The 22504-nt window shown below is 75.0% G+C and carries 23 protein-coding genes; 6 read left to right on the plus strand and 17 right to left on the minus strand.

The genetic code is table 11. The annotated features are described in order from the left end of the window. Window positions 1-60 precede the first annotated feature (60 nt). Entirely contained in the window at window positions 61-963 is a 903-nt protein-coding gene (locus HH311_RS14380) for a pyridoxamine 5'-phosphate oxidase family protein (RefSeq protein ID WP_169184358.1), read from the plus strand. Here HH311_RS14380 and HH311_RS14385 read toward each other — a convergent pair. Further along, window positions 936-1700 carry a pyrimidine reductase family protein gene (locus tag HH311_RS14385; protein ID WP_211190257.1) on the minus strand — a complete coding sequence of 255 codons (765 nt, stop codon included), beginning with the start codon at window positions 1698-1700 and terminating at the stop codon, window positions 936-938. The two genes, HH311_RS14380 and HH311_RS14385, sit on opposite strands and share 28 nt — an antisense overlap. Next, window positions 1700-2557, minus strand: coding sequence for a dihydropteroate synthase (gene folP, locus HH311_RS14390; RefSeq protein WP_169184503.1), 858 nt, complete (start codon window positions 2555-2557; stop codon window positions 1700-1702). Before folP ends, HH311_RS14385 begins: the two co-directional genes overlap by 1 nt. A gap of 208 nt (window positions 2558-2765) precedes the next feature. Between folP and HH311_RS14395 the strand changes: the two genes are divergently transcribed. After that, complete coding sequence (locus tag HH311_RS14395) at window positions 2766-3068, plus strand: BMC domain-containing protein (RefSeq protein WP_169184359.1); 303 nt, start codon at window positions 2766-2768, stop codon at window positions 3066-3068. 6 nt (window positions 3069-3074) lie between these two features. On the opposite strand, the gene HH311_RS14400 is transcribed toward HH311_RS14395, so the two are convergent. From HH311_RS14400 to HH311_RS14435, 8 genes are all read right to left on the minus strand, one after another. After that, window positions 3075-5105, minus strand: a complete 2031-nt coding sequence (locus HH311_RS14400) for a helix-turn-helix domain-containing protein (RefSeq protein ID WP_312030150.1) — start codon at window positions 5103-5105, stop codon at window positions 3075-3077. 101 nt (window positions 5106-5206) lie between these two features. Then, window positions 5207-6238, minus strand: coding sequence for an alcohol dehydrogenase catalytic domain-containing protein (locus HH311_RS14405; RefSeq protein WP_169184361.1), 1032 nt, complete (start codon window positions 6236-6238; stop codon window positions 5207-5209). A gap of 14 nt (window positions 6239-6252) precedes the next feature. Beyond that, window positions 6253-7596, minus strand: coding sequence for a malate dehydrogenase (locus tag HH311_RS14410; protein ID WP_169184362.1), 1344 nt, complete (start codon window positions 7594-7596; stop codon window positions 6253-6255). Between the two features lie 28 nt (window positions 7597-7624). Then, a complete protein-coding gene (locus HH311_RS14415) occupies window positions 7625-8248 on the minus strand; it encodes a BMC domain-containing protein (protein ID WP_312030151.1) in 624 nt (207 codons plus the stop codon). Further along, entirely contained in the window at window positions 8245-9093 is an 849-nt protein-coding gene (eutJ, locus tag HH311_RS14420) for an ethanolamine utilization protein EutJ (protein WP_312030152.1), read from the minus strand. Before eutJ ends, HH311_RS14415 begins: the two co-directional genes overlap by 4 nt. Beyond that, window positions 9093-10505 carry an aldehyde dehydrogenase family protein gene (locus HH311_RS14425; RefSeq protein ID WP_169184364.1) on the minus strand — a complete coding sequence of 471 codons (1413 nt, stop codon included), beginning with the start codon at window positions 10503-10505 and terminating at the stop codon, window positions 9093-9095. Before HH311_RS14425 ends, eutJ begins: the two co-directional genes overlap by 1 nt. Window positions 10506-10508: 3 nt before the next feature. Further along, window positions 10509-10796, minus strand: a complete 288-nt coding sequence (locus tag HH311_RS14430; protein ID WP_169184506.1) for a BMC domain-containing protein — start codon at window positions 10794-10796, stop codon at window positions 10509-10511. 84 nt (window positions 10797-10880) lie between these two features. Continuing rightward, window positions 10881-11168 carry a EutN/CcmL family microcompartment protein gene (locus HH311_RS14435; protein ID WP_169184365.1) on the minus strand — a complete coding sequence of 96 codons (288 nt, stop codon included), beginning with the start codon at window positions 11166-11168 and terminating at the stop codon, window positions 10881-10883. Between the two features lie 154 nt (window positions 11169-11322). On the opposite strand from HH311_RS14435, the gene HH311_RS14440 reads away from it, so the two are divergent. Genes HH311_RS14440 through HH311_RS14450 form a run of 3 tightly spaced genes read left to right on the plus strand, consistent with a single transcriptional unit; the run spans window position 11323 to window position 14034 of the window. After that, window positions 11323-12303 carry a hypothetical protein gene (locus tag HH311_RS14440; RefSeq protein WP_169184366.1) on the plus strand — a complete coding sequence of 327 codons (981 nt, stop codon included), beginning with the start codon at window positions 11323-11325 and terminating at the stop codon, window positions 12301-12303. Further along, the gene (locus HH311_RS14445) at window positions 12300-13310 is read left to right on the plus strand and encodes an HAD family hydrolase (protein WP_169184367.1); all 1011 of its coding nucleotides are present in this window, start codon (window positions 12300-12302) and stop codon (window positions 13308-13310) included. The genes HH311_RS14440 and HH311_RS14445 overlap by 4 nt, the downstream gene beginning before the upstream one ends. Continuing rightward, a complete protein-coding gene (locus tag HH311_RS14450) occupies window positions 13300-14034 on the plus strand; it encodes a tyrosine-protein phosphatase (protein ID WP_169184368.1) in 735 nt (244 codons plus the stop codon). Before HH311_RS14445 ends, HH311_RS14450 begins: the two co-directional genes overlap by 11 nt. A gap of 15 nt (window positions 14035-14049) precedes the next feature. Here the strand turns inward: HH311_RS14450 and HH311_RS14455 are convergent, their stop codons facing one another. The 4 genes from HH311_RS14455 to HH311_RS14470 all read right to left on the minus strand — a co-directional run bounded on the left by HH311_RS14455 (window position 14050) and on the right by HH311_RS14470 (window position 19145). Further along, window positions 14050-16542, minus strand: a complete 2493-nt coding sequence (locus HH311_RS14455; protein WP_169184369.1) for a pyruvate, phosphate dikinase — start codon at window positions 16540-16542, stop codon at window positions 14050-14052. Then, on the minus strand, window positions 16539-17156 hold the full coding sequence (locus HH311_RS14460) for a hypothetical protein (protein ID WP_169184370.1): 618 nt from the start codon (window positions 17154-17156) through the stop codon (window positions 16539-16541). The genes HH311_RS14455 and HH311_RS14460 overlap by 4 nt, the downstream gene beginning before the upstream one ends. Window positions 17157-17248: 92 nt before the next feature. After that, window positions 17249-18682: a hypothetical protein gene (locus HH311_RS14465; RefSeq protein ID WP_169184371.1), complete on the minus strand. Its 1434-nt coding sequence runs from the start codon at window positions 18680-18682 to the stop codon at window positions 17249-17251. Window positions 18683-18728: 46 nt separating this feature from the next. Next, a complete protein-coding gene (locus HH311_RS14470) occupies window positions 18729-19145 on the minus strand; it encodes a PEP-utilizing enzyme (protein WP_169184372.1) in 417 nt (138 codons plus the stop codon). A gap of 305 nt (window positions 19146-19450) precedes the next feature. Here HH311_RS14470 and HH311_RS14475 point away from each other — a divergent pair, with 305 nt between their 5' ends. Further along, a complete protein-coding gene (locus HH311_RS14475; RefSeq protein WP_248292587.1) occupies window positions 19451-20692 on the plus strand; it encodes an LLM class flavin-dependent oxidoreductase in 1242 nt (413 codons plus the stop codon). 70 nt (window positions 20693-20762) lie between these two features. Here HH311_RS14475 and HH311_RS14480 read toward each other — a convergent pair whose 3' ends face one another. The 3 genes from HH311_RS14480 to HH311_RS14490 are packed head-to-tail and all read right to left on the minus strand — an operon-like array spanning window position 20763 to window position 22437. Further along, window positions 20763-21467, minus strand: coding sequence for an anti-sigma factor (locus tag HH311_RS14480; RefSeq protein ID WP_169184373.1), 705 nt, complete (start codon window positions 21465-21467; stop codon window positions 20763-20765). Further along, on the minus strand, window positions 21464-22000 hold the full coding sequence (locus HH311_RS14485) for a sigma-70 family RNA polymerase sigma factor (protein WP_312030153.1): 537 nt from the start codon (window positions 21998-22000) through the stop codon (window positions 21464-21466). The genes HH311_RS14480 and HH311_RS14485 overlap by 4 nt, the downstream gene beginning before the upstream one ends. 5 nt (window positions 22001-22005) lie before the next feature. Further along, window positions 22006-22437, minus strand: a complete 432-nt coding sequence (locus HH311_RS14490; RefSeq protein ID WP_169184374.1) for a hypothetical protein — start codon at window positions 22435-22437, stop codon at window positions 22006-22008. Window positions 22438-22504 lie beyond the last annotated feature (67 nt).

Genomic DNA, 22504 nt, shown 5'->3' on the forward strand with positions numbered 1-22504 from the left:
CGGAGGAGGACTGTCACCTAATGCGAGCACCAAAGCTCAGCCGTTAGACGAGGAGGGGCCATGGAGCGCGGGTTCCACGCCGGGGAGCGGGCGGTGCAGCAGCGGGCGGGCACGCGTGCCGAGGCCGACCGGCTCGCGGGGATGCTCGACGAGCCCGACCTGCGCTCCGGCCTCGGGCAGTTCCTCGCCGAGCGCACCTTCGCCGGCCTCGCCGCCCGCGACACCGACGGCCGACTGTGGATCTCGCCCGTGACCGGTACGCCGGGCTTCCTCCGGCCGACGAGCGCGACCACGCTGCGGATCGGCACGCAGCCCGCCGCGGGCGACCCGCTGCACGGCCTGCCCGCCGACCAACCGGCCGGACTGCTCGCCATCGAGTTCGCCCGCCGGCGCCGTGCCCGGATCAACGGGACGCTCACCGCGGCCGGGCCGGACGGCCTGACGATCGCGGTGGAGCAGGCGTACGGCAACTGCCCGCAGTACATCCAGCAGCGCGTCCTGGCGCCCGGGACGACGGCCCGCACGTCGGGTCCAGTGGTGCGCACCGCCGCCCTCACCCCCGACGACGCCGCGCTCATCGCCGGCGCCGACACCCTGCTGCTCGGCACCACCCACCCCGACGGCGGCAACGACGCGTCCCACCGCGGCGGCCCGGCCGGCTTCGTGCGGGTGGTGGACGAGCACCGGCTCTGGTGGCCCGACTATCCCGGCAACAACATGTTCAACAGCTTCGGCAACCTGGCGGTCGACCCGGCCGCCGCCCTGCTCTTCGTCGACTTCGCGGCCGGCCGCGCCCTGCACCTGTCCGGCAGCGCCCGGGTCGAGTGGACCACCGGCCCCGGCGACGACGGCGCGACGGGGCGGCGCGTGGTCTTCGACCTCGAGGCCGTCGTCGCCGGGGTGCCCCTCCCGCTGCGGGCGGGCGAGGTCGAGCCCTACCGGCGCAACCCGGCCCTCACGTAGCGGACCAGCAGCGTCCCGTCCTCGTCGACGAGCAGGGACGCGACCTCGAAGCCGCGGGGGGCCTCCAGCGGCTCCACGCTCGAGGCGACCCGTCCGGCCTTCCCGGCCACCGCCAGCGGCGCGATCGACAGGCGCACCTCGTCGACGAGGTCGTCGTGCAGCAGGGTCCCGACGAGGCCGGGGCCGCCCTCGCAGTCGATCCGCCGGAAGCCGTCCTCGGCGAGGCGGGCGAGCGCCGTCGGGAGGTCCACCGCGGCGTCCCCCGCGAGCAGCACCCGCGCCCCCGCCGCCCGCCACGCCTCCTGCGCCTCCGCCGACGCGGCGGTGCTGGTGACGACGATCGAGGGCACGAGGACGTCGACGAGGCTGGTGGCGTCGGCGGGCAGCGTCCCGGAGGTCACGACGGCGAGCGGGGGCGCCTCGGAAAGGCCGTGGCGGCGGCGCCGCTCGGCGGAGCGGGCGTCGGGCCGCAGCCCGGGGTAGTCCTCGGCGAGGGCGGTGCCGGAGCCGAGGAGGACGACGTCGGCGAGGTCGTGGCCCAGGGCGAAGACGCGGCGGTCGGCCGGCGTCGAGAGCCCGGCGCTGCGGCCGTCGACCTCGATGCCGCCGTCGAGGGAGCTGACGAAGTTGACCGCGACCCAGCGCGAGCCGTCAACGTCCTCCACCGGGTAGCGGTACAGCTCCTCGAGCGCGTCCTCGTCGATCGGTCGGGCCGGCAGCGGCCAGACCTGGTGCATCAGTCCATCCACCGCTCGGCGCGCGACGGCGGTCGGTGGCCCAGGACGCTCGCGACCATCTCGACGGTCTGCCGCGTCTCCTCGACCTGGTGGGCCCGCACCATCGCGACGCCCTGAGCCGCGGCCAGCGCCGTGGCCGCGAGCGTGCCGGTCAGGCGGCCCTCGAGCGGGACGTCGAGGGTCTCCCCCACCACGCCCTTGTTCGACATCGCGAGCAGCACCGGCCAGCCCGTCGCGACGAGCCGCGGCATCTCGCGGAGCACCTCGAGGCTCTGCGGGGTGTTCTTCCCGAAGTCGATCGTCGGGTCGAGCAGGATGCCCTCGGCCGGCACCCCGGCCTCGGCCGCGCGGCGGGCCAGGGCGGTGGTGACCTCGACGACGTCACCCATGACGTCGGTGTAGCGCGGCCGGACGGGGTCGGTGCGCGGCGTGAGCCCACCGGTGTGGGCGCAGACGTAGCCGGCGCCGTGACGGGCCGTCACGGGGAGGATCTCCTCGTCCCAGCCGGCCCAGCTGTCGTTGACCAGATCGCCGCCGGCCGCCAGCAGCGCCTCGGCGACCTCGGCGCGGTAGGTGTCGATGGAGAGCGTGAGGTCGGGGAAGCGCTCCCGCGCCCACACGAGGGTGGGCCGCACCCGGTCGATCTCCTCCTCGACGGAGACCACCGGCCCGGGACTGGCCGGCACTCCCCCGAGGTCCACGACGTCGGCGCCCGCCTCGACCGCGCGTTCGACCGCGGCCTCGGCGGCCTCGGGCCGCCAGGTGGCGCCGTTGTCGTAGAACGAGTCCGGGGTGCGGTTGACGATCGCCATGATCAGCGCCCGGTCGCGCCGCAGCCGCCGACCGTGGATGACCATGTCGATGCCCTGCTCGACCGAGACGCTCACCGGACCCCCGTCGCACGGTCGCCGTCGATCAGCATGACCATGCCGCCTTGATACACGTCGGGTCCGACAGCGACAACGAGAGCCCCGACGGAGATCCCCGCCGCGGGGACAACCCCACGGCCCCACGTTGTCCGTCGGGGTCGTGGTCCCCCGGCCGGCCGGGTGCGACGCTCGGTCCATGACGCAGCCGGGACGGGGGAGCGCCCTCGGGATGATCGAGACGCGCGGACTCGTCGGTGCCCTCGAGGCGGCGGACGCGATGGTCAAGGCGGCCGCGGTCGAGATCGAGGGGTACCGGACGCTGCGCAACGGCCAGGTGTCGGTGCTCGTCCGCGGCGACGTCGGGGCCGTGACCGCCGCCGTCGACGCCGGCACGGTCGCCGCGGCCGCCGTCGGGGAGCTGTACGCCTCGCACGTCATCCCCCGGCCGGCCGGCGACACCGAGGGCATCGTCGACGCGGCCGTCTCCCGCTTCCGCTGACCCGAGCTACTCCCCGTTCAGCTGCAGCAACCGCAGCGCGACGTCGGCCCGCATCCGGTCATCGTGGCGGGAGAGGTCCAGCCCGGTGAGCTGCTTGATCCGCTCGAGGCGGTAGCGCAGCGTCTTGTGGTGCACGAACAGCTTCTCGGCGGCGGCACGCTGCGAGCAGTCGGCGTCGAAGAAGGCCCGCAGGGTCCGGACCAGGGCACCGTCGTTGTCCCGGTCGTAGGCGACCAGGGGCCCGGTGACGTCCTCGATGAAGGTCTGGAGGTCGGGGTCGGAGCCCGACCCGAGCAGCAGCCGCACGACGCCGAGCTCCTCGTAGAGGAAGACGTTGTCGCCGCCGAGGCGCTGGGAGGCCGACAGCGCCGTCCTGGCCTCGTTGAAGGCGCTCGGGAGACCCTCGGCGTCGTCGTGCGGCCGGCTCACCCCCCACGACGAGCGCAGCCCGGGGGCCTCCCCCCGCGTCGAGGCGACGATGTCGTGCACCAGTGACTTCGCCGCGGCCGCGTCCAGGGACTCGGCGACGGCCACGACGAGGTCGCCGCGCAGCCCGACCAGCGCGAGGCGCGGCCCGTCCTCGCGGTCGCGCAGCCCGCGGACGACGTCCCGGCGGAGCCGGTCGGTCCGCGAGGTGTCCCACCCGTGGGCGTCGGCGAGGTCCTCGACGTTCTCCAGACGCCCGTAGAGCACCCGCAGCCGGGACCCGAGGGCGACCCCCATCTGCTGCGCCCGGGCCCGGGCCGCGGCGCGGTGCTCGGGCGGGCCCTGCAGGAGATCCCAGAGCACCTCGTTGAGGGCCTCACGGCGGGCCCGGCTGGCCGCCCGCTCGCGCAGCAGCGTCAGCGAGCACGCCATGGCGACCTGGCCCGCGACCGCGTCGAGCATCTCCTCCCCGGAGCCGTCGGCGCCCTCGGCGGGCAGGAGGCACACGCACCCGATCTCGTCGCCGTCGGCGTGGACGGGCTGGATGCGGGCCTCGGCCGGGAGGCCGGCCCGGCGCACGGTGCGCGCGGGCCGTGACCGCGGCGGCAGCGTGTCCGGGAGCCCGTCCCCGCCGTGCCCGGCGAGCCGGGTCCCGGCCGCGTCGTAGATGCCGACCTGGCAGCGCAGGTGCCCGGCCACGTGCCGCGCCACCGCCGGGAGACCGCCGCCGTCGAGCACCGTCGTGAGCAGCGCCTGCTGCAGCTCGGCGGTGCGCCCGAGCACGCTGACCTGGTGCTCGAGGGCGGCGTGCGCGGACTCCAGGTCGGCGTTGGCGCGGACCTGCTCGTCGTGGAGCCGGGCGCTGCGCAGGGCGATCGTCGCGAAGTTCGCCAGGGTGACCATCCGGCGCACGTCCTGCTCGGAGAACACCGACGGCCGGCGCCGCCACACCTCGAGCACCCCGAGGAACTCGCCGGGCAGCTCGAGGGGCACCGCGAGCGCGGACTCGGTCTGCTCCCGCTCGGCGAGCCCGACGAAGTCGCGGCTGATGGTGCGGTCCTCGACGTAGCGGTCGACCTTGGCGGGCCTCCCGGTCTCGAACACCAGCCCTGCGACGCCCTGCCCGCGCCGCATCCGCAGCCGCGCGGTGTCGATCACGCGGTGGCCGACGCACGACCGCATCCGGACCTCGTCGCCCTCGCGCAGCAGCACCCCGCAGATGTCGGCGTCGAGCAGGCCCAGGGTGCGGTCGGCGATGGAGAGCAGGAGCTGGTCGACGTCGTGCACCGAGAGCAGTGCCTCGACCACGTCGGTGACGATCGCGGTCTCCGCGGCCGCGTCGTCGAGGTGGGTCGCAGCCTGGTCGCGCTCGACCACCAGCCGCAGCCAGACGCACGCCTGCTCGAGCCGGAGCCGCTGCTCGGGCGTCACGCGGGGGCACTCGATCGACCACGACAGCGCGACCGGGCCGCTGTGCACCGTCCGGACCCCCGTCGGGGCGTGGTCCAGGGTGACCCAGACCGGGCCGCCCACGATCTCGGCGGCGGCGCGCTCGACGTCCTCCAGCGCGCTCGCCGGGTCGTCGGGAACCGTCGTCAGCAGATGCTGCACGGGGCACCCCGTCCGCGGCGCGGGGATCGGCACGGCCGCCGGGCCCGGTTGCTGCGTCTCGACGCCGACCGGCTCCATGAACCCACCTCCGGTCCGTTCCGTTACAGCCGGATCAGCGGCTTGAGCGTAAGCCGCTCGCTCATCGACCGATACGCTTCCGGCACCTCGTCGAGCGAGATCCGATCGCTCACGACCGCCGCCGGGTCGAGCGTCCCGGCCCGCACGAGCGCGAGCAGCGGCTCGGCGTCGCGCATGACGTCGCCGACGGCGAAGGAGACCCCGAGCTCCTCGGTGAAGGCCCTCGCCGCCGGCAGCTCCACGGTGTCCTCCGGGACCCCCACCGCCGCGACCCGGCCCCGCCGCCGCACCAGGTCGAGCGCGAGGGCGAGGCCGCGGTCGCCCCCGACCGCGTCGACGACGACGTCCGCGCCGCGCCCGTCGGTGACCCCGTCGACCACCCCGCGCGCGTCCTCCGGCGCGGCCGGCAGCGCGCCCTCGCGGGCGGCGACCTCCCGCCGGCCGGCCACCGGTTCGACCACGACGACGACGCCGGCCCCGCACGCCTGCGCGACGAGGCTCGTGACCTGCCCGACCGGCCCCCCGCCGAGCACCGCGACGGTCTCCCCCGGCTCGAGGCCCGCGCGGCGCACCGCGGCGTAGCCGGTGGCGACGGTGTCGCCGAGCAGGACGGCGGCGTCCAGGTCGACCCCGTCCGGGAGCCCCACCAGCGTGGTGTCCGCGAACGGCACGCGCACCAGCTCGGCCTGCGCGCCGGCCAGGGGTGCCCCGAAGAGCGACCCGGTGCCGAAGAACCGCCGCTCGGCGCACTGCCAGTGGTCCCCGCGCCGGCACCACCAGCAGCGTCCGCAGGCCGTGTAGTCCGCGGCGAGGACCACGTCGCCCAGCTCGTGGCCGTGGACCGCGTCGCCGCGCTCGACCACCTCACCGGCGAACTCGTGGCCGAGGACGAAGCCGCGGGGCAGTGCCTCGTGGTGGGCGAGCACGTGCAGATCCGTGCCGCACACGGCCGCCCGGCGCACCCGGACGATCGCGTCGGTGGGCGCGCACAGCCGCGGGTCGGCGACCTCGTCGACCCGCACGCGCCCGTTCCCGGCGTGCACGACGGCCCTCACGGCCCCTCCTCCCCTCAGGACGCCCGCGCCATCGACCCGACCCGCTTCCGGATCCGCTCCCCCGCCTCGCGCAACGCGGTGAGCTCGGCGGCGGACAGGTCGAGTGCGACGATCTCGCGCAGCCCGTGCCGTCCGAGCCGGACCGGCAGGCCGAGGTAGACGTCGGAGATGCCGTAGGTGCCGTCGGCGAGCACGGCGGCGGACATCACCTCTCCGGTCTCGCGGACCATGGCGAGCACCATGCGGGCCGCCGACGTCCCGGGCGCCAGGAAGGCGCTGCCGCTGCGCAGCAGGCCGACGACCTCCGCGCCGGACCCGCGGGCCCGGTCCACGACCGCCGATAGCCGCTCGGCCGGGACCTGCCCGGCGAGCGCGCGGCCCCCGGCCCGGGCCCGGGACAGCGGGATGACCATCTCCTCGCCGTGGCTGCCCAGCGCGATCGCCTCCACCGCGCCGGCCCGACCGGTCCCCTCGAGGGCCACCAACGCCTGGAACCGGGCGGTGTCGAGCACCCCGGCCATCCCGACGACCCGGCCGGACGGGAACCCGGAGCACACCCAGGCGTGCTGGGTCATCTCGTCGAGCGGGTTGGTGACCACGACGACGACGGCGTGCGGCGAGGTCGCGGCCACGCTGCGGGCGAGGCCGCCGACGATCTCGGCGTTGGTGCTGACCAGGTCGGCGCGGCTCATCCCCGGTCGGCGTGGCCGCCCGGCGGTGATCACGACGTAGTCGGCTGGTCCGGCCTCCGCGACGGTCGCCACTCCCCGGACCCGGGTGGCGAAGTCGGCCAGGGCCGCGGTGTGCTGCAGGTCCAGCGCGATCCCGGCGGCGCGGCCCTCGTCGACGTCGACCAGAACCAGCTCGTCGAACACGTCGGCGTCGGCCAGCCGCATCGCGGCGATCATCCCGACGTGGCCGGCGCCGACGACGACGACGCGGCCCGTCGCGCCGCCACCGTGCGGGGCCGGGCTGGCGAGCCCGGACGGGAGCGGCGCACCGCGCCGGAAGAGCGCTCCCGACGGCGGGTGCATGCTGCGGACCGGACCGCCGGTGCCGGTGGGGAGGGCCGGCACCGGCGGCGTCGCCGGGGAGGGTCTCGGGTGACCGCGGCCGGGGCGGCGGGTGGCCGGGGTCGTCGCGGACGTGCTGCCCGGCGGGGTGCGGTCGGTGGTCCCGGACGACGGCGGGGGTGGTGCGGCCGGCCGGTCGGCGGCGTCCGCGGACGCGATGGTGACGCCGAGCTCCCGGGCCCGGTCGCGGGCGAGCGGCGTGAGGACGTCGCCCGGGCCGAGCCGCAGCGTCGCGCCCCGCTGGGCCGCGGCCTCCACGTCGCGGGTGCCCCACACGGTGCTCATGGCCGAGCTCCGCGCGCCTTCTGCGGGCTCACGCGTCCTGCCCCTTCAGCTCCTGGAGCGCGCCGACCGCCGCGTCGCGCGCGGACTGGACCTCGCTCTCGGTGCCGGAGAGGAACATCCGGCCGAAGCGCCCGACCGCGCGGAGCTCGATGACCGTGATGGACGCGGCCTTCTCGGCCTCGTTGGCCGCGATCGAGATGTAGGCCGCGGGGGCGACCTCCATGATGAACAGGCTCTGACCGGGCATGAGCATGCTGCCCTTGCGCCACTTGTTGAGCAGCTGCGCCTGGTAGGGGTGCACGTTGGTGATGAACTGCGTCGAGGCGATCGCCGGGCGGATCCGGTCGGTCTCGACGAGGCCGAACTCGTCGAGCACGGCCTGCCCGGACGCGAGCACCTCGGCCTGCTGCTCGGAGTGGATCTCGAGCAGCCCGAACTCGCGCTCGATGATCTGCAGCGCCGGCCGGACCCCGGCGGCCTTGAGCGCGATGTCGGCGGCGCGGAAGACCTCGTTGCCCGGCGCCATCTCGATGTAGAGCTCGGCCATCCCGGCGATCGGGACGTCGCCGGGGCTCGTCGCGGCGATGTGCGCCGCGCACTGCGGCTGCATCCGGTCGACGAAGGCGTACGTGCGCAGGCTGGGTGTGCTCACGGGGCGGACCTCGCGATCCCGAGCGGGGTGATGAGCAGGGCGTGCGGGTGGGTCACGACGGTCCTATGCAGGTACGTGGCCAGGACGTCCCCCGCGAGCGGCAGCATCAGCGCGCCGCCGGCGAGGTGGAGGGGCAGGTCGGTGGCATCGGCCGGCTCCTCCAGCGGCTCGAGCATGGCCCGGACCGACTCGGCGATGCGGTGCAGGCCAGGGGTGAGGATCGGGAGGGCCTCGGCGGGCCGCTCCCGCTTGACCCGCTCGGCGTCCTCGAGCCCGATCCCGAGCGCCCCGGCCAGGACGAGGTCGAGGTGGTGCCCGCCGCCGGGGCGGTCGTCGAGGCGCACCAGCTCACCGCCGCGGAAGACCCCGACGCCGGTGGACCCGCCGCCGACGTCGACGAGCACACCGTCGGTGACGCCGAGCGTCCGCTGCGCCGCGCTGACCTCGTCGACCAGCGCCACCTCGTCGAACCCGGCCGCCTCGCAGACGTAGGTGCAGGCCCGGGCATCGGCGACCGGGATGCACGGCGGGTAGGCGGTCGCCGCCCGCGGCAGCTCCACCCCGAGCGCCTCCTGCGCCCGCTCCCGCAGCCCGCGCACCGTCGCGACCGCGCGGGCGAAGTCGACGACGACGCCGTCGTGCAGCGCGCCCGAGCCCGCCGACGCGACCCACACCGGCCGGTCCTCGCCGTCGTCGTCGCGGTCGAGGACGACGAGCACGCAGCTCGCCGTCCCGAGGTCGACGCCGACGCGGGGCCGCGCCGGGGGCGTCGTGACCGGGTCGTCCCGCCGGGCGGCCGCCGCGGCGAGCAGGGCGTGCGCGGCGTCCCACCCGCCGCCGGCCACTAGACCTCGACGCTGTCGTAGACGCTGCGCCATGGCCGGACCTCGTGGGCGACTCGTTTGATGTTGATCAGGTGCAGGGGGGTGACGTTGTCCGAGCAGATCGAGCCGCTCCACGTCCCGGTGCCGAGCTGGAAGGACGGGTCGACGTCCGTGGAGTAGCCCATGCCGCCGAAGAGCGCCGGGGTGTTGACGACGATGCGTCCGGCGGGCAGCGAGGCGAACAGCGCGATCTCGCCGGGGTCGGTCGCGTGGACCGCCGTGGTGTGCCCCTCGCCGCCGAGCGCGAGGATCTCCCGGCAGCGCGCGAGCCCGGCGCGCGGGTCGCGGGCCCGGTACACCGAGAGGACCGGGCCGAGGATCTCCCGCGACAGCGGGACGTCGGCGCCGACGGTGACGAGCTCGCAGGCGAGCACCCGCGTGTCGTCGGGCACCCGGAACCCGGCGAGCTCGGCGAGCCGGCGGGCGCTCTGCCCGACGGCGGCCGGCCGCAGCCCACCGCGGTCGTCGAAGAGCACACCGGTCAGGGCCGCCTGCTGCGCGGCGTCCATCCAGTGCGCGCCGCGGTCGGCGAACGCGCGCAGGAACTCGTCGGCGACGGCGTCGACGACCACCACGGACTGCTCGGCGACACAGGCCGTGCCGTTGTCGAACGACTTCGAGGTGATGATCATCTCGGCGGCCTCGGCCGCGTCGGGGACGCTCGGGCCGACGTAGGCGGGCACGTTGCCCGCGCCGACCGCGATCGTCGGCTTCCCGCTGGAGTAGGCCGCGCGCACCATCCCCGGGCCGCCGGTCGCGAGGACCAGCGCGACCTCGTCGCGGCGCATCAGCTCGGCGGTCGCGGCCAGCGTCGGGCTCTCCAGGCACGACACGACCCCCGCGGGCGCGCCGGCGTCGACGGCCGCCTCGGCCATGACCTGTGCGGCCCGCAGGGTGCAGCGGGCGGCCCGGGGGTGCGGCGCGTGGACGACGGCGTTGCCGGACTTCACCGCGGCGAGGCTCTTGAACAGCGCCGTCGAGGTCGGGTTGGTGACCGGGATGATCGCCGCGATGACGCCCATCGGGCTGCCGATGGCGGTCACGCGCGAGGCCTCGTCGGTCCAGAGCACGCCGACCGCGCGGCGCTCGAGCATCCACCGGGCGACGAACCCGGTGTTGTACCGGTTCTTGTGGATCTTGTGCTCGTAGACGCCGTAGCCGGTCTCGTCGACGGCGAGCCGCGCGAGCTCCTCGGCGGCCGTCGTCCCCGCGCGCGCCATCGCCCGCACCCAGCCGTCCAGGGTCTCCTGGTCGACGCCCTCGAGCGCCCGGACGGCCTCCCGGGCGGCCCGGGCCTTGGCCCGGACGTCGGCCAGTCCGGCGAGGTCCGCGTCGAGCCCGCCCCCCGTCCCGTCGGTGAGGGTCGCGGTCATCGCCTACGCCTTCGGGCGGGCGAGGATGGCGAGGATGCCCTCGGTCTCGTCGTGCGGGCGCGGGATGACGTGGACGGACACGACCTCGCCGGCCTTGCCCGCGGCGACCGCCCCGGCGTCCGTCGCGGCCTTCACCGCGCCGACGTCGCCGCGGACCATCACGGTCACCAGCCCGCCGCCGATCTCGCGGTGGCCGAGCACCTGGACGTTGGCGGCCTTGACCATCGCGTCGGCGGCCTCGATGGCCCCGACGAGGCCCTTCGTCTCGATGAGCCCGAGCGCCCCGCGCATCGGGACCGCGCCGTTGGTCGACGCTCCGGTCGTCGCCGTCGCCGTGGTGGTCATGACAGTCCTCCAGTGGTCCTCGCCCGGCCCTCACGCCGTGCGGTAGGTGACGGTCCCGTGGCGGATGACCGAGTCGGCGATCGCGACGACGGCCCGGTCGGTCGGTGTCCGGTCCCCGGCGGCCACGCGCGCCGCGCTCCCGGTGGTCATGAGCACGACGTCGCCGTTGCCGGCCCCGACGAGGTCGACCGCGACGAAGGTCTCCGGCTCGGGGTCGGACTCGGCAGTGGCGTCCTGCACGAGCAGCAGCGACACGTTCTCGAAGCCGGGCGAGCGGACGGTCGCCACGACCTGGCCCAGCACCCGCCCCAGCTGCATCGCCGCGCCTCCCTGTGACCCAGGTCTCGTCGTCGCAGCGGACGGTAGGGCCGGGGCGAGCGGTCGGGCGCTATCCCGGACGGACAACGTCACCCGGTCCCGCTGTCCACACGTGCACTGGCTCGCCCGGGTCGGCGCGCGGACCCTCTGCGGTGTGATCCGCGACGAGGACGCGCAGTTCCACCCGCCGACCAGCGACGACCCCCTGTGGGCCGAGACGAACTACTTCGGGCTGTACGCGGGTCAGGACACCGACCGGCCCGTCAACATCGGCCTGTACGCGCTGCACCGGAAGACGATCGGGATGGTCGGGACCACGGTGTCGATCAACTCGCGGCGGGTGCGCGAGCCCTGGGCCGCCGAGTACTGGGACGCCCAGAACCTGCCGGCGCCGGAGAGCCTGCTCGACTACGAGCTGGGCAACGGGCTCAAGGTGGTGTGCACCAAGCCGAACCAGGTCTGGGACGTCGACTACTCGGACCCGGCGGCCGACGTCGGGATCCGCTTCCGGTACACGGCGATCATGCCCGCGTACGACATCAACGACCCCGACCAGGACCCGCTCGCCGCGGACCGGGACATGGCCAAGACCTGGGGCCACGCCTACGCCGGGCACTTCGACCAGTCCGGGCACTACGAGGGCGAGGTGTCGGTCCGCGGGCGCACGCTGCCGATCGACTGCGTCGCGACGATGGACCACAGCTGGGGGGTGCGCGCCGAGCGGCAGACCTCGCGGCTGTCGTGGATGCACGCCCACTTCGGCGAGGACCTCGTCGTGCACGGCCTGTTCGACTTCGACACCAGAGGAGGTCCCGACGGCGAGTCCCCGCTGCGGCTCACGCACGGCTACCTGGTGGAGGACGGCTCGGTCCACGGGCTCTCGGCCGGCCACGGGGTGACGCAGCGGCGCGGGCTCTACCCGGAGCGGATCGACATCGAGGTGACGGCGGGTTCGCGGACGGTGGCGGTGAGCGGGGAGGGGCTGACGACCTTCCCGTGGCAGTCGCAGCCCGGCGTCGTCGGGCACGACGTGCTGCTGCGCTGGACGTCCCCGCAGGCCGAGGGCCGCGTCGGGTACGGCGAGTGCATGGACTTCATCGGGCTCGGCGAGCTCGGCGAGGTCCACAGCCGATGACCTCGGTGCGGGCCGTCGTCTTCGACCTCGACGGGACGCTGGTACAGACCCGCGTCGCGTCCTGGGAGGTCTTCGAGCCGATCAGCCGGCGGCACGGGCTCGGGGTGGAGACCCCCGGCCAGTACTTCGACCTGTTCCGGGGCAACGTCTTCACCTCGATCCGCGGGCTGTGCGCCACGGAGGAGCAGGCCCGGGCCGCGACCGGGGACTTCCTCGCGGCGCTGCGCTCGCACTACTCGCCGCCGCTGGTCCCGGGGATGCAGGCGGTGGTCCGGCGGCTGGCGTCGGAGTGCACGCTCGCGGTGATGTCGTCCAACGCGATGGAGGTGCTGCGGCGGGTCCTCGTCGACCACGGCCTGGCCTACTGCTTCGCGCACGTCTTCGGCGGTGACGTCGCCCCGGACAAGCGCACCGCGCTGCGGACCTTCCTCGCCGAGCCCGGCAGCGGGTACGGCCGGCGCTGCTCGGCCGACTACGACGAGGGCGGCGAGGCGCCCCGGCCGGACCCGGCGACGACGGTGCTCGTCACCGACACCGCGGGCGACGTGCGGGACGCCCGCGAGGTGGGGGTGCGCGTCGTCGGGGTGGCCTGGGGGATGCACGAGGCGGCGGAGCTCACGGCGGCCGGCGCCGAGTTCGTGGCGCTCTGGCCCCAGGAGGTGCTCTCCCACCTGCTCGGCGACGAGGCGGCCCGTGAGCCGACCGGGGCGTGCGCGATCCCGGGGGCGGCGCCGGCGGCGGGCGGCTGTGGGTGCGGGTGCAGTGTCAGCGGTGTCGCATCGCAGACGTTCAGTGTCCGAAAAGCCACACCGTCGGCCGAGTCGGAGGCCCCCGGCGACCGGCGGCGACGCCGACGCCGCGAGGCCGCCGCCGCACTGCGCCCCGACGACGCCGTCGTGGTCGACCCGCCGCGGCCCTCGAACGGCCACCGGCCCGCGAACGGGCACCGCCCCGCGCACCACGACGAGCTCCGCGACGCGATGCGCCGGATCCTCCGTGCGGGCTGAGCCGGTCTCCCCCGCCGGCACGCTGAACTTCCGCGACCTCGGGGGCCTGCCGGCCGGTCCCGGCCGCCGCACCCGGTCCGGGGTGCTCTTCCGCAGCGACACCCTCCAGGCGCTCTCCGACGCCGACGTCGCGCTGCTGGTCGAGGAGCTCGGCCTCGAGGTGGTGATCGACCTGCGCGTCGGGCCCGAGGCGATCGAGGAGGGCCGCGGCCCCCTCGTCGCCCACGACGTCACCTACCTCAACGCGCCGCTGCGCGGGGCCGAGCCGAACGACGAGCCACCGGACCGTCAGGCGCTGCTGTTCTCGCTGGGGCACCTCGAGGCGCCGACCTCGGTGCTCGGGTCGGTCGTGCGGGCGGCGGCCGCGTTCGCCGGCCGCCCGACCGTCGTCCACTGCGCCGCGGGCAAGGACCGCACCGGCCTCGTCGTGAGCCTGCTGCTCGCGCTCGCCGGGGTCGACCGCGAGGCGATCGTCGCCGACTACCTGGCCAGCGGGCCCAACATGGCCGCGGTGGTCGAGCGGTTCCACACGTGGCCGCGCTACGCCGCGCACATGGCCTCGGTCGCCCCGGAGCTCTACCAGGCGCACGAGGAGACGGTCCGCGGCCTGCTCGACGCCCTCGACGAGCGCTACGGCGGTGCTCGGGGCTGGGCGCGCGCCCGTGGGCTCGACGACGACCTCCTCGACCGCTTCCCGGCTCTGCTCACCGAGCCGGCCGGCTGACCCGGTAGGTCAGCGTCACTGCGCCAGCGCCGCGCGTCCCAGGCCGAGCAGGAGCGGGCGCACCTCCGGCAGGTCCACCGCGAACCGGCGGAACCCGAGTGCGTACAGCTGCGCTGCGACCGCGTCGGAGACCGTCCCCGAGAGCCGCACCCCCACCGGGACGTCCGGGTGCGCCCGCGCCACCTCGGCCAGCCCGGCCAGCAGCGGCTCGACCGACGGGTCGATCGCGTGTCGCGGGTCGGTCGAGAGCAGCCCGCGCGCCACGTAGGAGTCCAGCGGCGCCGCGGTGAGGAACTGCCGCGCCGGAATGCCGAACATCGCCGCCTGCAGCGCCCGGACCTCCAGCCACACGACGGCGCTGTGCGCGGCCAGGGCGTCGGCGTTCAGCACGGCCCGCGGGCTGGTGAGGTAGGTGCCCATCCCGGGCCCCGCGCCGTCGGCCTCCGCCAGGGCACGCACCTCGGCGGGGTCGGAGACGTGGCGCACCGCGAGCCGCATCCGCCCGCCGTAGCCGGACTCGGCGGCGGCGAGGGCGAGACCCGCCCGCTGGGCGGCGACGAGCGCCGGCACCCCGAGCGGCAGGGCGAGCTCCGGGTGCCGCGTGGTCACCGCCGTCTGCTGGAGCAGCTCCCGGGACTCGTCGGCGAGCAGGTCGATGGCGCGCACGTCGACGTCGGCGCCGCCCGCCTCCGCGAGCAGCCCGGAGACCTGCCGCGCGACGGCCTGCCGGACCTCGTCGAGCGCGGTCCCCGACCCGCCGCCGTCCCACCCCTTCTCCAGCAGGGTCTCGACGAGGTGGTTGAGGTCGCCGGACGCGGCCAGCACGTCGTCGACGGCGGTGACGATCCCGGTGGCGCCCGCCTCCCGTGCCGCCACCACGTCCGCGGGCACCGTGACGCGGGCGAGCACCGCCGCGCCGGAGGCCTGCGTCGCCGCCGTCAGCAGCGCGTCCATCGCCTCGGTGGCCGCGGCCGGCGTCGTCGTCGGGAGCGCCCCGGCCACCAGCTCGCCCGAGGCGCCGTCGAGCGAGACCGGGTCGCCCTCGGCGAGCACCCGCTCCCCCACCCGGACCGTCCGCGCCGCCGCGTCGATCTCCAGCTCACCCGCGCCGACGACGCACGCCGTCCCGAGGGCGCGCGCGACGACGGCGGCGTGGCTCGTCGAGCCGCCGGTGGCGGTGACGATGCCGCGGGCGGCGATCATGCCGTGCAGGTCGGCCGGGCTGGTCACCGCGCGGGCGAGGACGACGTCGGCGCCCGCGTCGGCCCGGTCCTTGGCGCGGTCGGGGTCGAGGACGAGCTCCCCGCTCACCTGTCCCGGGCACGCCCCGATGCCGGTCACGACCACCCGCCCCGCCGCGCGCGCCTCGTCGAGCGCGTCGCCGTCGAAGCCCGGCCGCGCCGCCGCCCGGAGCTGCTCGGCCGTCACCAGGGACAGCGCGCGCGACGGCGAGGCGGTGCCGTCGCGGAGCAGGTCGGCGGCGATCCGCACCGCGGCCTCGGGGGTGCGCTTCGCGCTGCGGACCTGCAGGAACCAGACGACGCCGCGCTCGACGGTGAACTCGACGTCGAGCACGTCGCCGTGCCGGGCCTCGAGCCCGGCGCACGCCCCCTCGAGCTCGCGCAGCAGCGGGGCCGGCAGCGCCCGCGCCACCGGGTCCGGGGTCCGCGTCCCGGCGACGACGTCCTCCCCCTGGCTGTGCGCGAGGTACTCGCCGTAGAGGCCGGGCTCGCCGGTCACCGGGTTGCGGGTGAACACGACCCCGGAGCCCGACGAGTCGTCCAGGTTGCCGAACACCATCGCCTGTACGACGACGGCCGTGCCCATGTCGTGCGGGATGCCGTGGTGCTCGCGGTAGGTGCGGGCGCGGCGGGTGTTCCACGAGCGGAACACCGCCTCGACCGCGTGGCGGAGCTGCTCGTCGGGCACCGCCGGGACGCTCTCGGCGAGCTCCTCGTCGAGCGCCGCCTCGGCGGCGGCCCAGACGCGCTCGTAGGCGTCGGCGGGGTCGTCGTCGGGACGGATCCGCGCGACGACGGCGTCGACCGCGTCGCGCTCGTCCAGCGCGCCGAGCACGATCTCGGAGTACATCGCGTGGAAGCGGGCCACGAGGTCGGCCATGAACGCGGTGTCTCCCGCGCGCTCCGCGATCGCGATCGCCGCCTCGCGGGAGAGCCCCAGGTTGAGGACGGTGTCCATCATCCCGGGCATCGAGACCGGTGCCCCCGAGCGCACGGAGACGAGCAGTGGCTCCGGGCCGGTCCCGAAGGTCCTGCCGGTCGCGGCCTCCATCGCCGACAGCCGGTCGCGGAGCTCGTCGACCAGCCCGTCGGGCAGCGCCCCGCGGTCGAGGTAGAGGTGGCAGGCGGTCGTGACGACCACGCAGCCCGGCGGGACGCGGAGCCCGTCGCGGGTCATGCGCACGAGCCCGGCGCCCTTGCCGCCGAGGAGCTCGACGTCGACCTCGCCGTCGTCGGTGAACGCCCTGGTCCAGCCGGGTGCGCTCACTCGGCCCGCTCCCGGCCGAGCGTGCGCAGCAGGTCCTCGTGGAACTCGAACCAGACGGTGTGGATCGAGTCGCGGGTCGGGGACGACACGAGGTCGTGGTCGCCGTCGTCGATGCCGGCCAGGGCGGTCGCGAAGCGCGTCGCGTAGGTGGCGAAGCGCGCGTCGTGGCGGGCGAGCGCCGCGATCAGCCCGTCGAGCCGCCCGACCAGGCGCTCCAGCCGGCTGATGACCTTCCCGTCGTAGGCGGCGTCGGTGTGGTCGTTCGCGACCTTGCGCCCGCCCACGTCGACCTGCTGCCAGGAGGACATCGTCGTGAGCAGCGCGGCGTTGGTCTTCTCGAACTGCTCGACGAGCGCGAGGACGTCGTCGTCGCCCCGGACCCCCGCGTAGATCTCGGCGGCGGTCGCGGCCAGCCGGGGCTCGGCCTCGTCGGTCGGCAGGGCGGCGCCGCCGGCCACCACCGCGAGGCCGCCCGCCGCCAGGGACGCGAGGCGCTCCTCGACGTCGTCCGGGGACAGCTCCACGACCGCCGCGATCGCCGGAGCGCCGGCCATCTTCTTCAGGGCGAGGACGTTGAGGACGTCGTAGTCGGGCTTGGCCAGGGTCGTCGTCATGGAGCTCCTCCTGGGAAGTCGACGGCCGGGTGCGGCGCCCACGCGGGGCCGCACCCGGCCGGGGACCGGCCGCCGTCACCGGCGGTGGCGGCTCAGAGCCAGCGGTACTTCGACCGGGTCGGGCTGATGCCGTCCGGGAAGGGCAGGTAACCGGCACCGGAGAAGATCTTCGACGGCACCGTCTCCTGGGCGAATCCCCGTTTGGTGATGTCGTAGTAGTAGTTCGCGACGCGCTGGTCGATCTCCCACAGGTCGTAGTCGCGGCACGCCTTCTCGTACGTCCCGGCCTTGCGCATGTGCGGGAGGATCATGTCGATGTAGTAGACGTACTGACCGTTCCAGATGAGGTCGCGGCGGCACATCTTCGACGTCTTCGTGTACAGCTTCAGCGTCGCCTGCTGCACCCGACCCAGGTGGTCGCCCAGGTCGGAGATCGGGATGTTGTAGACCTCGCCCATCGGCGTGTCCCACTTCTCCCGCGCGAACACCGCGCCGCCGACGACGGCCTGCAGGTAGTTCTTGGGCCGCGTGAACGTGGTCGAGATGTCGTTCACCCGGATCTCCTCCAGGTTCATGATGTCCGGGTCGAGGACGAGCGCGAGCGTGTAGACGTGCGGGAGCTTCGCGTCCTCGCAGACGTCGCTCCAGTGGAAGACCTCCTCGTTGACGAAGAGGTCGCGCAGGATCAGCAGCTTGCCGTCGGGCAGCTCGTACGGGCCGGTGTCACCCAGGCCGAGCCGGCAGTCGTAGTGGTCGAGGAACGCGAGCAGTTCGGCGGCCGCGTTGAACTGGGTGAACGCGCCGTGCTCGGGTCCGTCCGGGTCGAGCGGCTCGACCTGGTTCACGATCGAGTCCAGGAAGTCCTGGTCGTGGATCCGGCAGCGGTACCGGTCCTGGGAGTTGAGGATGTAGCCGTCCTGGCGCTTGCCCCACAGCACCCGCTGCATGAACTTGAGGATCTCGTTGGACTCCTCGACGTACTCGTCGGGCTTGATCACCTCGAGGGCGAGCAGGCCGCAGCGGCCCATGCCGAACCCGACCGCGCCGATGCACCAGTCGTGCACCGCGTTGACCTTGGTGCCGATCTCGCGGCGGGCCGACGCGCCGATGTCCATGATCCCCTGAGCGCCGCCGACGGCCTCGGTCGTCATGGCCATGAGCTCGGGCCACCGGTAGAACTCGTGCATGAAGGCCAGGATCTCGTACTCCTGGCGGGGGATCATGCCGGAGACGCCCTCGGTGGCCCGCATGACGAGCACGTCCCAGATGTTCCAGGCGAGGTAGTTGTTGAGGTCGTTCAGCTCGTCGATCGTGAAGTGGTCGCGGAGGACGTCCTCCTTTGTGACCTTCTCCAGCACCCCGCTCCTGGCGCGGGAGCGCATCATCTTGTCGCCGAGGATGCCGTCGGTGACGGGGTCCATCCCGACGAAGTTCCCGGTGTAGGTCAGGTCCTGGAAGCGCAGGCCGTCGTCGGCCTGTTCGTAGCGCTGCCGGAACGTGGCCCTCTTGCCCTCGGTCGTGGTCATTGACTGCCGGTCCTCTCCTGGCTCGTGTGCTCGGCCGTGCCCTGCGTCAGTCGGCGACGACCCGCCCGACCTCGTCGTCGGTGCAGTCCAGGCGGACTTTCTTGCCGTCGAGCTCGCGGGCGATCTCGACGAAGTGCGCCTCGTCGGTGGAGCCCACGACGTAGCGCGAGTCGCTGTTCGTCAGGTGCGCGGTCATCACGCACGGCGTCTGGAACTCGCGCGAGAGGATGCCGAGGTGCGACTCCGGCGCCCCCGACATCGTGATCACGCCGATGGCGCCCATCGAGAGGGCGGGCGCGAGGAAGGTGGTCGTCCCGCCGCGGACGAGCAGGATGTGCTCGGCGAGCTTGCCCGACTGGATCAGGCCGATGACGTCGGCCGGGGATTCCAGGTACTTCACCGTCCCCGACGGGGACTTCTTCGTGTCGAAGACGTTGTAGCCCTCGGCGAGGACGTCGGCCATGGAGTTCCTCCTCGTGTGCCGCAGCGTTGCCCAGGTCACAGTGCCCTGGATCACGTTTCCCGCCGATGGCGGGCACGGACAAAGAACTCCGGCGTGCTTGTCTCCCCCAGATAGGCCCGTGACGCGGGTCCCGCCCGGTTGTCGAGCGGGCCGCACGGACGGAGGATCGGGCCGTGACCCCCGTCGACGTCGGCCGTCTGCTCACGCGGCGCCGTCACGTCGACCTGGGGCGCGTCACCTCGCACGGCTGTCGACCCTGACCGCGTCCCCGTAGCACCCGACGTCGTCAGAAGGGCCCACCCACGATGGCCACCCCCACGATCACCGCCACCCCCGACACCGCGGGCCCCGGCGGCGGCCCCGTCCCGCCGCTGACCGCGCACTGGTTCCTGCCCACCTACGGCGACTCCCGGGGGCTCGTCGGCGGCGGGCACGGCATGGAGGCCCGGGCCGCGGGGACGCCGCGGGAGGCGTCGCTCGGCTACCTCGCGCAGATCACGCGGGCGGCCGAGACGGTCGGCTTCGAGGGCGCGCTCACCCCGACCGGTGCCTGGTGCGAGGACGCGTGGCTGACGACGGCGATGCTCGCGGCCGAGAGCGAGCGGCTGAAGTTCCTCGTCGCGTTCCGGCCCGGCGGGGTGTCCCCGACCCTCGCCGCGCAGATGGGCGCCACGTTCCAGCGCCACTCCGGCGGGCGGCTGCTGGTCAACGTCGTCACCGGCGGCGAGCCCTCCGAGCAGCGCGCCTACGGCGACTTCCTCGACAAGGACGAGCGCTACACCCGCACCGGCGAGTTCCTCGACGTCGTGCGCCGGCTGTGGGCGGGCGAGCAGGTCACCCTCGACGGCGAGCAGGTCCACGTCGAGGGCGCCCAGCTCCAGCGCGTGCCCGACCCGGTGCCGCCGATCTACTTCGGCGGCTCCTCCCCCGCCGCGGGGGACGTGGCCGCGAAGCACGTCGACGTCTACCTCACATGGGGCGAGCCGCCGGCCCAGGTCGCGGAGAAGATCCAGTGGATCCGCGGTCTGGCCGCCGCCCAGGGCCGCGAGGTGCGCTTCGGGATTCGGCTGCACGTGATCACCCGCGACACCGCCGACGCGGCGTGGGCGCAGGCCGAGGAGCTGTTGCGCGGCATCCCGCAGAACATGATCGACGAGGTGCAGGCCGGGCTGTCGCGGAGCGAGTCGGTCGGCCAGCAGCGGATGCGCGCCCTGCACTCCGGGGGCTCGGCGACCGCGGCCGACCTCGAGGTCTCCCCCAACCTCTGGGCCGGGGTGGGCCTCGTGCGCGGCGGCGCGGGTACCGCGCTCGTCGGGAGCCACGCCGAGGTCGCCGACCGCATCGCCGAGTACCACGCGCTGGGCATCACCGAGTTCGTCCTGTCCGGCCACCCGCACCTCGAGGAGGCCTACTGGGTGGGCGAGGGACCGCTGGCGGAGCTCGGCCGGCGGGGCCTCTGGCACCCCGCCGTCGGCTCCGAGGCCGCCCGCGCGGCGGACGCCCCGGCCGCCTCGGTGCCCTTCGCCGTGGCCGGGTCCGCGCGGTAGGTAACCTCCGGCCTCGTGAGCAGAAAGTGCCGGTATAGCGACACTTTGTGCTCACGGGCGCGCAGCGCACCTATGAGCGCATGACGACCGCACCCGCCGTCGTCCGGACCTCCAGCCCCGAGACCCGGTCGGGCGGCAGGTCGGTGGCGGCGGCCACCCGGACGTCCTGGCCGGGCGGCGGGCTCCAGCTGGCGATCTGCTCGAGCCGGCCGTCCACGGCGTGCACGACCAGCACGTAGGTCGTCCGCGGCGCGTCGGCCGGCGCCGGGGCGTGCGGCTCGCCCTCGTAGAGGCAGGTCAGCGACACCTGGGTGCCCCAGGGCCGGGCGGCCAGCCCGGCGAGCCCGGAGGACTCCGAGCCGGCGACGGCGGGCAGCGCGATCTCCCGCGCCGGTCCCGCCGCGACCGTGTCGGGGTCGGCGGACGGAGCGCCCGCCGGCGACGCCGTCCAGGTCGCCACCCCGGCGCCCGTCACCAGCGCGAGCACGACGGCGGCCGCGGCGGTGAGCAGCGCGACGCGGCGTCGGCGGCGGACCCGGCGCACGGTTCCCGGGAGCAGGTCGGGCGGCTCCGGCCCGGTGTCGGGAGCGGCGTCCGGCGAGCCCGGCGCGGGAGTGGCCGCGCGGGCGAGCAGGCCGGGCAGCCCGGCGACCGACGTCAGCTCCGCCCCGCACGCCGGGCACCCGTCGAGGTGCGCCTCGAAGGTCTCGCGCTCGGGCGGGTCGAGGGCCCCGAGGACGTAGACCCCCACGTCGAAGCGATGCGAGCAGCTCACGACCCCACCCCCATCTCCTCGAGCGCGAGGCGCAGCGCGCGCAGCGCGTAGTGCACGCGCGACTTCACGGTGCCGGCCGGGACGCCCAGCACCGACGCGGCCTCGCTGACCGTGCGGCCCCGGTAGTAGCACTCCACCAGCACGCGCCGGTGCTCGGGCGAGAGCCGGTCCAGCGCGGCGGCGACCGTCCAGGACTGGACGGCGGCCTCCGCGTGGTCGGTGACCGTGCGCCGGTCGGACGCGGCACCGACGCCGTCGGGATCGTCGGACAGCAGCTCCGGGCGCGCGGAGCGCGACCGCCACTCGTCGATGAGCACGTTCCGCAGGGTGCGCAGCAGCCACGGCCGCGGGTCGCCGCGGCTCGGGTCGAGGGCGGCCGGGTGCCGCCAGGCCCGCAGCAGCGTCTCCTGGACGGCGTCCTGCGCCCGCCCGCGGTCGGCGGTCGTGCGCAGCGCGACCGCCCACAGCGCGGCGCCGTGCCGCTCGTGAAGCAGACGGATCAGCTCCGCGTCGCCGGGCCGGCCTTCCTCCACCCGGGTCAGGGTCGCACGCCGCGGCTGAACGACCAGGCCGTGACCCAGACGATCCCGACGGTGACCAGGAGCGCCCCCGGCACGTGGACGGAGAGGATGCCGTGGTCGCCGGCGTACGCCTGGACGAAGCTCAGGACGAAGACGACCGCCGCGACGACGGCCGGCCACCACGGTCCGCGGTGTGTGCGGGCGTACAGGGCCGCGGCCACGGTGAGCAGGCCGGTGAGGACGTGCATCACGATCGCGCCGGTCGCATGGAGGCCGAGGGCGGTGTGCCCGCCCCGCGGCAGGAGCTGCCCCGCGGTCACGTACTGGCAGACCAGGTTGAGCACCGAGAGCACGGCCAGGACCTGGACCGCGCGCAGCGTGGCCGGGCCGGCGCCGGCCGACCGGGACGCGCGGTTGGTCGTGCCCCCGGTCTGCGTGCTGTGGGTCATCGCCACGTCCTTCCCTCGGGGTACCTGCCCGGGTACACGGATCGCGGGTCCCGACGGTTCACCCCTC

Origin of the sequence: Actinomycetospora sp. TBRC 11914, from assembly GCF_012933465.1 — a bacterium.
GTDB lineage: Bacteria > Actinomycetota > Actinomycetes > Mycobacteriales > Pseudonocardiaceae > Actinomycetospora.